Source organism: Pseudarthrobacter sp. MOO13 (genome assembly GCF_058267655.1).
Genome location: NZ_CM177848.1, coordinates 3,219,026 through 3,233,953, shown reverse-complemented (window position 1 = coordinate 3,233,953; position 14,928 = coordinate 3,219,026). Strand labels below are relative to the sequence as shown.

Sequence of the window (14,928 nt, the reverse complement as noted above, 5' to 3'; positions counted from 1 at the left end):
GCTGATCCTTCCGGGGGCTGCTCTATGCCGGCGCGTGCAACCGGGGCAGGGCGTCCACCAACGGCGCCAGCTCCGGGACCGCCTGGGCCTGGTCCAGCGCACGCTCCAGGGTGGCATCGTGGACCGGCCGGGCCTCAGAAAGCAGGTTGATGCCGCTGCCGGTCAGCTCGGTGTAGATGCCGCGGCGGTCGTCGTCGCACAGGATCCGGGTCAGGAGGCCGCGGTCCTCCAGCCGGTTCACCAGCCGGGTGGTGGCGCTGGGGCTGAGTGCCGTGGCGCGGGCAAGTTGCTGCATCCGCATATGCCACCCGTCCTGCCGGCTGAGGGCATCCAGCACGGTGTACTCCACCACAGAAAGCCCCGACTCGGCCTGCAGGGAACGTTCCAGCTCACCTTCAATCAAGCCATGCAGGGCCGCCAAGGTGCGCCACCCCTGGGCGCGTACCTCAACGGCGTCGTCCTTGATGCCCATGGTTGCTCCTTCACCACAATGGCGCCAAACGGGCGGCCATCGATCATTGAACGCAGATAGTTGCTTGCGCGGTATATTTGCATGTGCAACAATAAATACCGCGCCTGCAACTATCTTAGGCGCCTTCCCTTCCACGGGACAACCAACCCCTGCAACTCAAAGGAGCATTTCCATGCCTGTTGGCCTGATAGCCCTCGCCCTCGGCGGCTTCGGAATTGGACTCACCGAATTTGTCATCGCCGGACTGCTTCCGCAGGTGGCCGCGGATTTCGGCGTCAGCGAGGCCTCCGCCGGATGGTTCATCTCCGGCTACGCGCTCGCCGTCGTGGTGGGCGCGCTGGGCCTCACCGCAGCCGTGACGAGGTTTGAACGCAAGCCGGTGCTGGCTGCCCTGCTGGTCCTGTTCATCGCAGGAAACCTGCTCTCCGCCACCGCTGGCGGATATTGGCCCATGATGCTGGGCCGGATCATCGCCGCCCTGTCGCACGGTGCCTTTTTCGGAATTGGCGCCGTGGTGGCCGCGGGCATGGTTCCGCCCAGCAAGAAGGCCGGTGCCATTGCGCTGATGTTCACCGGACTCACCGCCGCCAATGTCCTGGGCGTTCCGTTCGGCACGCTGTTGGGCCAGGCCGCCGGATGGCGGGCTACGTTCTGGGCCATCACGGTTATCGGGGTGGCCGCCCTCGCCGGAATCCTTGCCCTGGTGCCCCGGCAGGCCGGTGAAGCCGACAAGGCGGGCAGCCTCCGCTCCGAGCTGCGGGCCTTCCGCTCCGGGCAGGTTTGGCTGTCCATCGTGGTGACCATCCTCGGCTTCGGCGGAATGTTCGGCGCGTTCACCTACATCGCCTACACGCTGACCGAGGTGTCCGGCTTCGCCGCCTCCACCGTGCCATGGCTGCTGATTGTCTTCGGCGTGGGACTCTTCGCCGGCAACACGCTGGGCGGAAAAGCGGCAGACCGCAACGTCGACCGGACGCTGTTGGCGGTGCTCGCCATCCTCTCCGTGGTCCTGGTGGCCTTTGCCGTCACCGCCGCCAATCCGGTGCTCACCGTCATCTCACTGGTCCTGATGGGCGGCTTCGGCTTCGCCACAGTTCCCGGGTTGCAGATGCGGGTCATGAAGTATGCCCCCGGCGCTCCCACGCTTGCCTCCGGGGCGAATATCGGTGCGTTCAACGTGGGCAATGCCCTGGGCGCCTGGCTGGGTGGGGTCACCATTACTGCGGGATTCGGCTATACGTCGCCCATCTGGGCCGGGGCTGTCATCACCCTTGCGGGAGTGGTGGTCATGGCGTTCGCAGCGGCGGCCGCCAAGCGCGGCGAACAGCGGCCGGCCGGCGAGGTGCAGGCGGCGGAACCGTTGGCGGTCCGCTAGGCCGCCGGGCCGGGAAAAGAAGCGCCCGGTCTTTGGTTAGGCCCCGAAGGGCAGCCGGGGATCGATGTCCTGGCCCTCCCAGGCCTGCCGTACCCAGCCATGGTGCGGGTCGTCGCTGATCAGCCATTCGCGCACCGGCCCCGGGCCCGCCATGACGTTCAGGTAGTAGAGGTCGTATCCCGGGGCAGCCATGGCGGGGCCGTGCCAGCCGTAGGGCACCAGCACAACGTCGCCCGTGCGGACTTCTGCCGAGACATCGATGGGCCGCTCGTCCGAAGCGTAGACGCGCTGGTATCCAATGGCATCCGCATCGGCAGGTGCCGCGCCGCCGGCCGCTACCTGGGTTTCGAAGTAGTAGATCTCCTCCAGGGAGGTCTCGCCGTCCGTCTCCTCGTCATGTTTGTGCGGAGGGTAGGAGGACCAGTTGCCGGCCGGGGTGAGGACTTCGCAAACGATGAAGCGGTCCGCCTCGAGTGCTGCCGGTGTGCCGAAGTTGTGGACCTGGCGGGAGCAGTTGCCCGCACCACGCAGTTCCACCGGGATGTCGGCGGCGGGCACCATCCGGGTGGGGTACGAGGCCCGGGCCGGGGCGGTGGCAACGGCCACCCGCCCGCCGTCGGCTGACGTGATGCGGACGGTGCGTCCGGTGCCGGAATAGAGTACGTCGGTGGGGCCGGCGAAAACGGCCGGGCGGCCGGCCAACGGGTATTCCGTGCCGTCCACTGTCACCGTGAACGACCCGCTGAGGGGCACCACGATCCGTTCCTCGCCTGCGGCGGGAAGGTCGACGGCGGCGCCCGCCGGCAAGGTGGCCACCTTGAGTCCCGTGTGTGCCCAGCCCTCCACGGAGAGGGAGGAGTCGGACGTGCCGATCGAAACGTCCCATTTTCCGTCCGCGGCTGTGCCCAGGGGATAGACCCAGTTGGTCATGGCGGTGTTCCTTTGCGCTAGCGCTGTACGAGGGTCATTTCAAAGCTGTATGAATCGGCCCGGTAGACGTGGTGCCCGGTCTCGACGCGGCGGCCGGTGTCATCCACGGCCGTGCGTTCCATGGTGACCAGGGCGGAACCGGCGGCTGTGTCCAGCATGGATGCCTGGTAGTCGTTGGCATTCACGGCGCCGATGCGCTGGTTGGCCAGCCGGAAGTTCACGCCGCCACGGCGCAGGATCGAGTACAGGCCCTCGGCCCCCAGCATGGCCTCGTCCATGTCGGCGATATCGTCGCGCACCCAGTTCTCCATCAGGGCCAGCGGCTTGCCGGCCACCTTCCGAAGCCGGGTGAAATGGTAGACCTTGGAGCCGGCCGGAAGCTGGAGCGTGGTGAGGGTGGCGTCGTCCGCCTCCACATGGGAAAAACTCAGGACCTCGGTGGTGGGCTTTTTGCCGTTGTTGGTGAGGTCGTCGTAGAGGCTCGAGAGCTCCAGCGGGCGGCGCACCTGACTGGACACCACCTGGGTTCCCACACCGCGCTTGCGCACCAGGAGGCCTGAACGCACCAGTTCGTCCATCGCCTTACGCATGGTTGGCCGGGAGAGGTTGAGCTGGGCGGCCAGGTCGATTTCGTTGTCCAGCCGGCTGCCGGGTTCGAGCACCCCGCTGTAGATTGCGGCTTCGATCCCTTGGACCACTTGGTGGTACAGGGGTACGGGGGAGGAACGGTCGATGTTCAGTCCCAGGTTGTTCGCCACGGTGCGGTCCCTCGTCTTTGGTGTCTGCGCGGCAGTCGGTCCGGGCGGCGTGCCGACGTACCGAGCGCCTATATGTTCTCTTGATAGGACATACTATCCTGCTCGATCGTAGCAGGCGGGTTCCGGGCGTCAAGGGAAGTCGCGGCTGGTGGCCGGACGGGACAGGCCCGGCGCCCATCGCGGCATGCGGCAGAGCCCCGCCGTGCATCTGCGGTGCCCTAGGCTGGCTCCATGACCAGGACCGGAGGGCAGCAACCGTGAACTTCGCCGGCAGCCTTGGCCCCCGTCCCCGCAACCTCGAAGTCCAGGACCTGGCCAGCTTCGACCGGTTGGTTGCCGGCGGCGCCGTCAACCTGCATGGCTGGCACGCCCAGTCGCTGGACCTCCGGGGGCGGGCCGCGGACCTAAAGAGGGTGGATGTTGAGGGGGCCATGTTCCTTGGCTGCCTCTTCGACGACGGCATGGAGGCCAACCTCCGCAGCCGTGGCGCGCTGATCTTTCCCCGGCTCGAAGGCGTCCCGTTCGACCCCTACCGCGCGACCCTGTATTCCCCGGCCGAGCTCTACGACGGGCTGGCTTCCTCTCCCTACGAGGAACTTCCCGATGCCCGCATCTACCACTGGAGCATCCAGTCCGGCCAGCGCCATCGCGTGGACGCGACCCTGGCCTCTGCCTTGCACGACCACGCCATCGGCGATGCGCTCGACGAACTCACCCGCTCCGCGCCCTGGAACCGCCGGTCCATCGTCGGCGTGATGGGCGGCCATGCGGCCCCCCGCGGCAGTTCGGGGTTCGCCCAGGCGGCGCGGCTGGGCAGGCTGCTTGCCCGCGACGGACATGTGGTGGCCACCGGCGGCGGACCCGGCGCCATGGAGGCGGCGAACCTGGGTGCGTACCTGAGCGGGGCGTCCGACGACGACCTGCAGCGGGAGCTCACGGCGCTCGCCGCCGTCCCCGGGTTCCGGCCCTCGGTCTCGGCCTGGGCACGCGCGGCCGCCGCCGTCGTCGACCGCCACCCGGGCGGGACTCCGTCCCTGGGGATCCCCACTTGGTTCTACGGGCATGAGCCGCCCAACTACTTCGCCACGCACATCGCAAAATACTTCGCCAACGCCATCCGCGAAGCCATCCTCCTGCAACTGTGCCACGGCGGCATCGTGTTCCTCCCCGGAGCCGCGGGCACGGTCCAGGAGATCTTCCAGGACGCCTGCGAAAACTACTACGGTGCCCGGGAAAAGGTGGCTCCCATGGTGCTGGTGGGGCGCCGGCACTGGGAACAGGAATACCCGGCCTGGCCCATGCTGGCCAGCCTGGCCGCCGGGCGCACCATGGCCGACTACATCTTCCTGGTGGACACAGTGGACGAAGCAGTGGAGGTCATCCGGCGCCGATGAGGGGCGCCCGAAGACCTCCACGGAGTGTGGGCAGGTGGCGGCTAGCCCACCGCCGTGCCGAACAGCAGTCCCAGCAGGTAGGTGATGACGGCGGCGCCCAAGCCGATGGCCAGCTGGCGCAGGCCGCGGGTCAGCGGGGACGTGCCGGACAGCAGGCCAACAGCGGCGCCTGTGGCCAGGAGGGAGATGCCCACCAGGGACCCCGCCACCACGAGGGCGGCAACGCCGGTGAGGCCGAACAGGAACGGCAGGATGGGGATGATGGCGCCGGATGCGAAGAAGCAGAAGCTGGAGAGCGCGGCACCCCATGCGGTGCCTACTGCCTCATGCTGGTCCTCTTCCTCCGGCAGCTCCGGCTGCAGCGAAAGGCTCGGGTCGCAGTCGCAGGACAGCAGGCCCGTGCGCTCGGCCACCCGGTGTTCGGCTGCCTCCCGGGACATCCCACGGGCCAGGTACACCAGCAGGAGTTCGTTGTGTTCGAGGTCAAGCTTGGGCGCAGCCGCCAGGGTGACCTGGGTGGGGCGCGTGGCTGCCAGCAGTTCCCGCTGGGAACGGACGGAAATGAACTCGCCGGCCCCCATGGACATGGCGCCGGCCAGGAGCCCGGCGATGCCGCTGAGCAGCACCACGCTGCTGGCCACTCCGGACGCCGCCATGCCCATCACCAGGGAGAGGTTGCTGACCAGGCCGTCGTTGGCACCGAAGACGGCGGCGCGGAACGTACCGGCCAACCGGTTGCGGCCGCGGGTTGCCAGTCCCCGGACCACCTCCTCATGGATCTGTTCGTCGGCCGCCATGGCCTCGGTGGCATTAGGGTCCTTGGCGTAGGGGGAGCGGCCCTCCGCCCGCTGGGCCAGGGCCAGCACGAAGACGGAGCCGAAGTGCCGGGCCAGGAACCCCAGGAACCGGCTTCGGGCGGATGCCCGTTTCGGCTTGCCCGCGTGCTCGCCCAGCAGGGCCAGCCAGTGCGCCTCGTGCCGGCCTTCGGCTTCAGCCAGGGCCAGCAGGATGGACCGCTCTTCCCCTTCGCGGTTCTGCGCCAGGTCGCGGTAGACGGCGGCTTCGGCGCGCTCGTCGGCGAGGTACTGGCGCCACCGTTTGATGTTCGACGGCGAGGGCTGGCTCCGGGGGGTCGTGGCGGCCTCCGGGACGGCATGGGATTCGGACTGGGCGTGCTGCGACACTGGTACTCCTGGGTTTGGAAAGGGCATGGTTGCGGCGCCTTTGCCCTGCCAGCGTACTGCGATTTTCCGCGGTTTTTTGGCTGGCAAACCTCGCTGGGGAGTTTCGGTTTACCGTAAAAAACACCCCGTATTTCCTCGATTCCACGGCCTTTGATGGTGCCGCCGCGGCCCTTGACCCCCAGCCCGGCCGGTGCTGTGATGAAGGGGTGGCGCGGCCTTCGCCCGTCCCGAAAGAGCACGCCAGGCGAAACACGGAGGTTGGATCATGGGCACCACCGGACAGCACCCCGACATGCCGCACCTGGACGCCGTAGAAGCGGACCCCGCCTACGATTACGCCGAGGATGCCCCGGTGGACGATGCCGGCTGGGACGCGGAGGATGAATTCCTGGACCAGGAAGAGCCCGTGGTCAAGGCCCCTCCGGTCGTCATCGACGCCGAGGACCGCGAGGTCCCGCTGGATGATGACGAGCTCCGCGGCGAAGGGGAGTAGGACCAACGACGACGGCGCCTCCTTCCGCTTTGAAGCGAAAGGAGGCGCCGTCGTCGTGCGTTGAAGCCTGTGTCCGGTCAGTGGCCGGCGAGGATTTCCTCGGAAGCTTCCTCCGGCTCCTGCCCGGCCACGCGGCGCTGCCAGGCCTGCATGACCAGGGGGTCGGTGGGGCGGGTGAGCAGCGAGGCGGCGACGTAGACAATGGCCGAGGCGATCAGGCCGTAGTAGATGGGCTCGTTCGCGTAGATGCCGTCCAGTGGCGCCTTGGCATTGACCTCCAGGATGATCATGGTGCCCAGGGTCACCACGGAGCCGACTGCCATGGATGCCGCTGCTGCCAGTCCGGTGCCGCGCTTCCAGACGAGGCCGCCCAGGATGGCTACCAGGAGGCCGCCCACCAGGATGTCGTAGGCAATGGTCAGGGCCGCAACTACGTCCTTGGTGATGATGGCGATGACAATGGCCACAATGCCCAGCGCGAGGACCCACACCCGGTTGGCCTTGACGTCGTGCTCCGGGTTCTCGGAATCGCCGGTGGAAACCTCCTTGCCGAACCAGCCGGCGACGAACGGCAGGACATCCGCCCTTGCCACGGTGGCGGCGGCGATCAGTGCGCCGGACGCGGTGGACATCATGGCAGCTACGGCGGCGGCCAGGACCAGGCCGCCGATGCCGACGGGCAGGAGGTTTTGCGCCACTTCGGCGTAGGCGTCGTCCTTGGCCGCGATCTTGACGTTGGACAACGCCACGTTGGCGGCCATGCCGATCAGCGCACCGGCCACACCGTACAGGATGCAGTAGACGCCGGCCGTGGCTCCGCCCCAGCGGGCCACCTTGGGCGTCTTGGCGGTGAAGACCCGCTGCCAGATGTCCTGGCCGATCAGCAGGCCCAGCGTGTAGACGACGAAGTAGGTGATGATCGTCTGGACGCCGATCCCGTCAATCTGGAAGAAGCTGGCATCAACGCGGCTGCGGATGCCGTCAAGGCCGCCGGCGGCGTTAAGGGTGAAGGGGAGCATCAGGAAGAAGATGCCCACGGTCTTGATCACGAACTGGACCTGGTCCGCCAGGGTGATGGACCACATGCCGCCAATGGTGGAGTACACCAGCACAATGGCTCCGCCGATCGCGATGGCGAGGGCCCGGTCAAGCCCGAACAGGACCACGAAGATGGTGGCGTACGCACCGGTGGAGGTGGCGCAGAGCATCAGGGTGTAGGCGAGCATGACGATGCCCGAGGCCTTCCGTTGCCCGGCTCCCGTACCGGAGGGTGAGCATCTGGGACACGGTGTAGATTTTCAGCTTTTGGATGGTGCCGGCGAAGAGCAGGCTCAGCAGCAGGACCCCGGCGCCAATGGCCACCACGAGCCACATCCCGGAGATGCCGAACTTGTAGCCAAGTCCCACGCCGCCCACGGTTGACGCACCGCCCAGGACCACCGCGGCCATGGTGCCGGTGTACAGGAAGGGGCCCAGCCGGCGGCCGGCAACCAGGAAGTCACTGTTGTTCTTGGTGCGGGACTTGCCCCACCAGCCGAAGGCCAGCATTGCGAGCAGATACACCACCACGATGGCGATGTTGATGGCACTTGCATCCATGTGAAGGGCTCCTTGGAGCTGTTGGGCGCCGGGTATGGGACCGGGGGCGAGGACCCGCGGAACCGCCGCGGACGAACGGAGGGGATTCCAGTATTGGGGATTCCAGTATTGCCTTATAGGCAACAGGAGTTTTCAAAGCCTAGGATGTGACGGCCGCAACAGTCAAGAACAATCGCGCCGCGCGGCCCGGGTGTGGCATGCGCGCGTCACAAAAGCGCCGCGGATTAGGATGGCTCGAGAGTGGAGCCGGGCTGCCGGCCATGAAAGGTTCGTAGATGAAGGCACTGCCAGTTGAGCCCAGCAACGTCCCGGTCGCCATCGGTTCCAGGATCCGGGCCGCCCGGCAGTCCCAGCGGCTCACCATCGAGCAAGTTGCGGACGCCACCGGGCTGACCAAGGGGTTCCTCAGCCGGGTGGAGCGCGACCTGACCTCACCGTCCGTGGCTTCACTGGTGACACTTTGCCAGGTGCTTTCGATTTCGATTGGCGACCTCTTCGCTGCGCCGGAAACCCACCTCACCAAGCGCAATGACGGCCCGCGCATCTCGCTCGGCGGCCAGGGCATCGTAGAGCGGCTGCTGACCGCCCGTTCGGAACGCCGGGTCCAGATCATCCAGGCCGTCATTGAGCCGCACGGCCGCGGCGAGTCCGAACTCTACGCCGTGGACTGCGACGTGGACGTGCTGCATGTGATCAAGGGGTCCATCAAGCTGATCCTCACCAACGAGGAATACGACCTCAGTACCGGCGATACGGTGACGTTCCCGGGGCGGGAGCCGCACACGTGGATCAATCCCTCGGATAAGCCGGTCGAGGTGCTCTGGGTCCTGGTGCCCGCCGCCAGCCGCTGACTGCTCCTCAGGGTCCCGGGGTCGGTTTGGTAAACACCTGATGCTCCAAAGGAAACAGAAGTGTATGATGGCAGTCACACAATCCCCTCAACTCCTCGAAGGAGAGGCCTCCATTGGAAGAACTGCGCATCGAAGCCAACGGCAACCTTGGCCCCATCGATTCATCCCGGATTCCGCGCTACGCAGGTGCCGCCACCTATGCCCGGCTGCCCCGCCTGGACCAGGTGGCCAAGGCTGACGTCACGGTGGTGGGTGTCCCCTTCGATTCCGGAGTTTCCTACCGGCCCGGCGCCCGCTTCGGCGCCAACCACGTCCGCGAGGCCAGCAGGTTGCTGCGCCCCTACAACCCGGCCTGGGACGTCAGCCCGTTCGAGAACATCCAGGTGGCCGACGCCGGGGATATGGCGGTCAACCCGTTCAACATCAACGAGGCCATCGAGACCATCCAGCAGAACGCACTGGACCTGACCGCGGCCGGCAGCAAGCTGCTGACCCTGGGCGGGGACCACACCATCGCGTTGCCATTGCTTCGGGCGGCTGCCGAGCGTGCCGGCGGCCCCATCGCCATGCTGCACTTCGACGCCCACCTGGACACCTGGGACACCTACTTCGGCGCCGAATACACCCACGGCACCCCGTTCCGCCGCGCCGTTGAGGAGGGCATCCTGGATACCGAGGCGATCAGCCACATCGGCACCCGCGGCCCGCTTTACGGCAAGAAGGACCTCGACGACGACCACCGCTTCGGGTTCGGCATCGTCACCTCCGCCGACGTCTACTACCAGGGCGTCCTGGAGACGGTGGCCAAGGTCCGCGACCGGATCGGCAGCCGCCCGCTCTACATCTCCGTGGACATTGACGTCCTGGACCCCGCGCATGCGCCTGGAACCGGCACGCCGGAAGCCGGCGGCATCACCAGCCGCGAACTCCTGGAAATCATCCGCGGCTTCCGCGGCATGAACCTGGTGGGCGCCGACGTCGTCGAAGTATCCCCGGCCTACGACCACGCCGAGATCACCGGCGTCGCGGCCAGCCACGTCGCGTACGAGCTGGTGACCCTGATGGCGGACAACGCCGTTCCCGGGGACCGCTTCGGTGCGGCAAACGGCTACGAGGCCCAGGCGCTGGGCCGGGAGGCCCACCGGCCCGCCGGTTTCGCTGCCGCCGCCAAGGAGTAGATCCATGACCGAACCTGTACACCCCACTCCTGCCGGCGCCCCCGGGGGAGGCGCGCGCAATGGCGGGGATCTCGTCGTCGAAACGCTTGAAGCCCTGGGCGCCAAGACGGTGTTCGGCATTCCGGGCCAGCACGCCTTGGGACTCTTTGATGCGATGGGCCGCGGCAACCTGCAGTTCGTCTCCTCGCGGGTGGAGAACAACTCTGCCTTCGCCGCCGACGGCTACTCCCGAGCCACGGGAGAGGTCGGCGTTCTCTTCCTCTCCACCGGCCCCGGCGCGCTGACGTCCCTGGCCGGGCTGCAGGAGGCCTATGCCACCGGCGTCCCGATGGTGGTGGTGGCAAGCCAAATTCCGCTCGAAGGCCTCGGTGCCCGCCGCAAGGGCATGCTGCACCAGCTCGATGACCAGAAGGCCTCGGCCGCCAACGTCACCAAGAGCCAGCGGCTGATCCAGCACGCGTCCGGCATCCCCTCGGCCATCCAGGACGCCTGGACCGAGGCGATCTCCTCGCCGCAGGGCCCGGTGTGGCTCGAAATCCCGCAGAACGTCCTGCTGGATCCCATCATGGTGCCGCCGGTGGAGGATGCGCTCGCCGAGGCCGCGGACAACCCGCCGCGCGTTGAACTGGTCCGCGAGGCCGTGTCCTGGCTTTCGGAGGCGAAGCGCCCGGCGATCATTGCCGGCGGCGGCACCCGGCGCGGCCGCGCGGAAAAGTCCCTGCTGTCCCTAGCCGAGAAGCTCCGCGCCCCGGTGATCTGCACGCCCGGCGGCAACGGCGCGTTCCCCTGGAACCATGAACTCTCACTCCAGTCCTGGATCGAGGACCAGTACATGACGGAGCTGCTCGAGGACGCCGACGTGCTGGTGGTCATCGGCTCTTCGCTTGGCGAAGTGACCTCCAACTACTTCACGTTCGAGCCGCGCGGCCGGATCATCCAGATCGACGCCGAACCCCGCGTGCTCGAGTCGAACCGGCCGGGCCTGGGCATCCGTGCCGACGCCGGCCAGGCGCTGGCGGCGCTCGACGGCGCCCTGACGGAGCCGCGCGGGGAACAGGCGGACTGGCACGGCACCACGCCCGAGGACCTGGTCAGGGACACGCTCGCCAAGGTCAAGGCCCGGCTCGAGTCCCAGGACCTCGGCAAGGAACTGAAGTTCATGGCGGACATCCGTGAGGCAGTGCCGGCGGACATGCAGACGTTCTGGGACATGACCATCAGCGCCTATTGGGCCTGGTCCTGTTGGGACGCCCGCCAGGGCCAGTTCCACTCGGCCCAGGGCGCCGGCGGGCTCGGTTTCGGCTTCCCGGCGGCGATCGGCGGTGCGGTGGGACTGGAAACCACCGGCAAGGGCGCCAACGCCGCCCGGGTGCTGGCAGTGTCCGGGGACGGTTCGGCGATGTATTCCATTGCCGAGCTGGCCACTGCCAAGCAGCACAACGTGCCGGTCACCTGGCTGATCGTGGACGACGGCGGCTACGGCATCCTGCGCGAGTACATGGTGGGTGCCTTCGGCAAGGCCACGGCCACCGAACTGGCCCGCCCCGACTTCGTGAAGCTGGCGGAGTCCTTCGGCGTGCCGGCAACCCGGGTGGCCCCGGAGGATGTGGGGAACGCGCTCAAGGCAGCGTTCGCCGCAGACGGCCCCAACGTCGTCGTGGTTGAAACGCTCCTGAAGATGTTCGCGCCCACCCATCTGGGCCGCTGAACCCAAGGCTTCTGCGCATACGCTCCCTTACGCGCCGGCAACGGCTGCGTGGGGGAGCGTTGCCATTTAAGAGACGTCCACGACAATAACTTCGTTTCCCTAAGCAACCTTTTACTGGTACAGTTGCTTGCAGCAACTAATTCTTTAGGGAGGATCATGTCTGTCGCACCGGCCACCGCAGCCGACCTCGTCAGCCATATCTATGACCTCCAGCGCGCGCTGCGCTGCGTCACCATGGTCAACGTCAAAGGTCAAGATACGGGCATCGCACTCCAAGGCGTGCTCAAGTTCATTGGCGAAGGGGAAACCCGTGCCGCGCACCTCGCCGAACGGCTGGGGGTCAGCGCTCCGGTCCTCAGCCGGCACGTCGCGGAACTGGCGGACGCCGGCCTGGTGCTTCGCACTCCGGACCCCGACGACGGGAGGGCCCAGCTGCTGGCCCTCTCACCCAAGGGAAAGGAAAAGCTCGCAGAGCTGGTGCGCCACCGGGCAGAAACCCTGCAGGGCTACCTCGCCGACTGGAACGAGGACGACGCCGTTGCAACCGCCGCGATGCTGAACAAGCTCACCGCATCCCTGAAGAATTCCATCCGGGCAAGGGCGGCCGGAACCACCAACGAACACGCAGGAGTCAACTAATGGCCAACGTCACCGCCGCCGCGGACCAGGAGCAGGAGCGCCAGCGCCAGCGCTCCGCTAAACAGGAATCGCGGCAATCCAAGCGCCACGAACCCGGCGCACCCATGAACCACCGGCAGATCATGGAAGCCCTGACCGGCCTCCTTGCCGCCTTCTTCACCGCCATCCTCAGCAGCACCATCGTGGCGAACGCGCTGCCCACCATCATGTCCGAGCTCAAGGGCACCCAGACCGACTTCGCCTGGGTCATCACGGCCGCCCTGCTGGCCAACGCTGCCACCACCCCCATCTGGGGCAAGCTCGCCGACCTCTTCGACAAAAAGGTCCTGGTCCAGCTGAGCATCGTGATCTTCGTTGCCGGCTCGGTCATGGCAGGTTTCTCCGAAAACATTCCGTTCCTGCTCACCGCCCGCGTGATCCAAGGCATCGCCATGGGCGGGCTGACCGCCCTGGCGCAGGCCATCATCGGCTCCATCATCCCGCCGCGCGAGCGCGGCAAGTACTCCGGCTACATGGGCGCCGTCATGGCTGTCGGCACGGCCGGTGGCCCGCTGCTCGGCGGCTTCATCGTGGACAGCCCGCTGGGCTGGCGCTGGACCTTCTTTGTCTGCGTGCCGCTCGCCGTCGTCGCCCTGATTTTGCTCCAGATCACGCTCAAGGTTCCGCACATTAAGCGCCCCGCCAAGATCGACTGGCTCGGCGCCATCCTGCTCACGTCCGGCGTCAGCCTGCTCCTGGTCTGGGTTTCCTTCGCCGGCAACCCCGACTACTACGACTGGTGGTCCTGGCAGACCGCGGTAATGGTGGGCGGCGGTGTCCTCCTGCTGGCACTGCTGGTCCTGGTGGAATCCAAGGTGTCCCAGCCGATCATCCCGCTCAAGATCATCTCCGAGCGCACCACCGCCCTGGCCATCGTTGCGTCCGTGGCCGTTGGCGTGGCCATGTTCGGTTCCTCCACCTTCCTGGGCCAGTACTACCAGGTGGCCCGCGGCGCCACGCCCACCGAGGCCGGCCTGCTGACCCTGCCCATGATCGCCGGCAACCTGGTCGGTTCCGTCGTGTCCGGCCAGCTGATCAGCCGCTACGGCAAGTGGAAGCGCTTCCTGATCGGCGGCACCATCATGTTGATCGGCGGCCTGGCCCTGGCCGGGACCATGGACCACACCACCGAACTCTGGCTGACCGGCCTCTACACCGGCATCTTCGGCCTCGGACTGGGCATGCTGATGCAGAACCTCGTCCTCGCCGTGCAGAACACCGTCCAGGCCAAGGACATCGGTTCCGCCAGTGCCTCCGTCGCGTTCTTCCGCTCGGTGGGCGGCGCCATCGGCGTGTCCGTCCTGGGCGCCGTCATGGCCAACCACGTCAAGGACCTGGCCACCGACGGGCTCGCAAAAATCGGCGTCCAAGCCGGCGGCAGCAGCGGTGCCACGCTGGACCTCAAGGACCTGCCCGCGCCGATTGCGGACATCATGCGCGCGGCCTACGGCGACGCCACGGCAGGCATCTTCATGATCACTGCCATTGTCAGCGTGGTGGCCCTCATCGCCGTCATCTTCATCAAGGAAAGGCCGCTGCGAAGGACCGTGGACATGACCCCGGAGGCGACCTTGCAGGCCAATGCCGCCGGTGAAGCGGGAATGACCGCCATGACCGGCCAGCTGCCGGTGGTTGCTGCCGCCGGGAACGGGCCCGTCCCCGGCGGACTGGGAACCGCGGCACGGACTTCGACGCATGCCGGTGCCGCAGTTGCCCCTGCCAAGACGTACGACGGCGGTGCTGCCGCCGCGGCGACAGCGTCCGGAAGGGTTGCCACGGAGGACTTCGAGGAAGTCTTCGCCAGGAGTTTCCGCTCCGACGGGCTGGACCTGCGGTCCGCCGACAGCGTCGACAAGGCCGCGGACGCCGTGGCCAGCGCCGCTGACACGCTCCGGAAACTGCAGGACACCCAACAGCTCCTGGCCCGCCAGCAGGTGGAACTGGGCGGCCTGGTCCTGGATGTCCAGGAGCAGCTGCGTTCGCAGCGGGAGGTTGCAGCCAAGCAGGCGGCCACGGCCGCTGAGCTCAGCAGGGTCCAGCGCAAGCTCCTGAAGGAGCGCAAGCTTCAGGCTGCGGCCGCGCTGTACCTGGCAGGCCACGGCAAGCACAGTGCCGCCGCCCCCTCGCAGTCTCGCGCCGACCGGCCGGAGTCCGTGCAGGGAAGCTAGCCCGCCGCTGGCGGACCAGCCACGGCCCCCTTCCCGCCGACCTATTGCCGCGGACCCAATGCCGCAGCCCGCGCCCGGAGCACCCTCCGGGCGCGGGCTGCGGCATTTCCATCTGGTCATGGACCACTTTGGGGCAGAAA

Annotated in this window: 12 protein-coding genes and 1 pseudogene; 8 read left to right on the top strand and 5 right to left on the bottom strand. The window is 67.4% G+C overall.

Annotated features, from left to right (window positions below):
- Positions 1–22 precede the first annotated feature (22 nt).
- A complete protein-coding gene (locus tag AC4EEO_RS14745; RefSeq protein ID WP_018762198.1) occupies positions 23–472 on the bottom strand; it encodes a MarR family winged helix-turn-helix transcriptional regulator in 450 nt (149 codons plus the stop codon).
- 172 nt (positions 473–644) lie between these two features.
- On the opposite strand from AC4EEO_RS14745, the gene AC4EEO_RS14740 reads away from it, so the two are divergent.
- A complete protein-coding gene (locus AC4EEO_RS14740; RefSeq protein ID WP_018762199.1) occupies positions 645–1,847 on the top strand; it encodes an MFS transporter in 1,203 nt (400 codons plus the stop codon).
- Between the two features lie 36 nt (positions 1,848–1,883).
- Here the strand turns inward: AC4EEO_RS14740 and iolB are convergent, their stop codons facing one another.
- On the bottom strand, positions 1,884–2,777 hold the full coding sequence (gene iolB, locus AC4EEO_RS14735) for a 5-deoxy-glucuronate isomerase (protein WP_491339168.1): 894 nt from the start codon (positions 2,775–2,777) through the stop codon (positions 1,884–1,886).
- A 17-nt stretch (positions 2,778–2,794) separates the two neighbouring features.
- Positions 2,795–3,535 carry a GntR family transcriptional regulator gene (locus AC4EEO_RS14730; protein ID WP_018762201.1) on the bottom strand — a complete coding sequence of 247 codons (741 nt, stop codon included), beginning with the start codon at positions 3,533–3,535 and terminating at the stop codon, positions 2,795–2,797.
- Between the two features lie 257 nt (positions 3,536–3,792).
- Between AC4EEO_RS14730 and AC4EEO_RS14725 the strand changes: the two genes are divergently transcribed.
- On the top strand, positions 3,793–4,929 hold the full coding sequence (locus AC4EEO_RS14725) for an LOG family protein (RefSeq protein WP_491339167.1): 1,137 nt from the start codon (positions 3,793–3,795) through the stop codon (positions 4,927–4,929).
- 41 nt (positions 4,930–4,970) lie between these two features.
- Here AC4EEO_RS14725 and AC4EEO_RS14720 read toward each other — a convergent pair whose 3' ends face one another.
- Complete coding sequence (locus tag AC4EEO_RS14720; protein WP_133832495.1) at positions 4,971–6,113, bottom strand: VIT1/CCC1 transporter family protein; 1,143 nt, start codon at positions 6,111–6,113, stop codon at positions 4,971–4,973.
- A 265-nt stretch (positions 6,114–6,378) separates the two neighbouring features.
- Between AC4EEO_RS14720 and AC4EEO_RS14715 the strand changes: the two genes are divergently transcribed.
- On the top strand, positions 6,379–6,606 hold the full coding sequence (locus AC4EEO_RS14715) for a hypothetical protein (protein WP_018762204.1): 228 nt from the start codon (positions 6,379–6,381) through the stop codon (positions 6,604–6,606).
- Between the two features lie 77 nt (positions 6,607–6,683).
- Here the strand turns inward: AC4EEO_RS14715 and AC4EEO_RS14710 are convergent.
- Positions 6,684–8,205 (bottom strand): annotated as a pseudogene (locus AC4EEO_RS14710) (sodium:solute symporter family protein).
- 275 nt (positions 8,206–8,480) lie between these two features.
- Between AC4EEO_RS14710 and AC4EEO_RS14705 the strand changes: the two are divergent.
- The 5 genes from AC4EEO_RS14705 to AC4EEO_RS14685 all read left to right on the top strand — a co-directional run bounded on the left by AC4EEO_RS14705 (position 8,481) and on the right by AC4EEO_RS14685 (position 14,788).
- Positions 8,481–9,056, top strand: coding sequence for a helix-turn-helix domain-containing protein (locus AC4EEO_RS14705; protein ID WP_018762206.1), 576 nt, complete (start codon positions 8,481–8,483; stop codon positions 9,054–9,056).
- 113 nt (positions 9,057–9,169) lie between these two features.
- On the top strand, positions 9,170–10,234 hold the full coding sequence (speB, locus tag AC4EEO_RS14700; RefSeq protein WP_109863824.1) for an agmatinase: 1,065 nt from the start codon (positions 9,170–9,172) through the stop codon (positions 10,232–10,234).
- Between the two features lie 4 nt (positions 10,235–10,238).
- Positions 10,239–11,942 (top strand): thiamine pyrophosphate-binding protein, encoded by a 1,704-nt coding sequence (locus tag AC4EEO_RS14695; RefSeq protein ID WP_491339166.1) that lies wholly within the window; start codon positions 10,239–10,241, stop codon positions 11,940–11,942.
- 156 nt (positions 11,943–12,098) lie between these two features.
- The gene (locus AC4EEO_RS14690; RefSeq protein ID WP_018762209.1) at positions 12,099–12,581 is read left to right on the top strand and encodes a MarR family winged helix-turn-helix transcriptional regulator; all 483 of its coding nucleotides are present in this window, start codon (positions 12,099–12,101) and stop codon (positions 12,579–12,581) included.
- A complete protein-coding gene (locus AC4EEO_RS14685) occupies positions 12,581–14,788 on the top strand; it encodes an MDR family MFS transporter (protein ID WP_491339165.1) in 2,208 nt (735 codons plus the stop codon). Before AC4EEO_RS14690 ends, AC4EEO_RS14685 begins: the two co-directional genes overlap by 1 nt.
- Positions 14,789–14,928 lie beyond the last annotated feature (140 nt).

Coding starts and splice junctions, on each gene's coding strand:
- AC4EEO_RS14745 (WP_018762198.1), bottom strand. CDS start 472: ATGGGCATCAAGGACGACGCCGTTGAGGTACGCGCCCAGGGGTGGCGC.
- AC4EEO_RS14740 (WP_018762199.1), top strand. CDS start 645: ATGCCTGTTGGCCTGATAGCCCTCGCCCTCGGCGGCTTCGGAATTGGA.
- iolB (WP_491339168.1), bottom strand. CDS start 2,777: ATGACCAACTGGGTCTATCCCCTGGGCACAGCCGCGGACGGAAAATGG.
- AC4EEO_RS14715 (WP_018762204.1), top strand. CDS start 6,379: ATGGGCACCACCGGACAGCACCCCGACATGCCGCACCTGGACGCCGTA.
- AC4EEO_RS14705 (WP_018762206.1), top strand. CDS start 8,481: ATGAAGGCACTGCCAGTTGAGCCCAGCAACGTCCCGGTCGCCATCGGT.
- AC4EEO_RS14695 (WP_491339166.1), top strand. CDS start 10,239: ATGACCGAACCTGTACACCCCACTCCTGCCGGCGCCCCCGGGGGAGGC.
- AC4EEO_RS14690 (WP_018762209.1), top strand. CDS start 12,099: ATGTCTGTCGCACCGGCCACCGCAGCCGACCTCGTCAGCCATATCTAT.
- AC4EEO_RS14685 (WP_491339165.1), top strand. CDS start 12,581: ATGGCCAACGTCACCGCCGCCGCGGACCAGGAGCAGGAGCGCCAGCGC.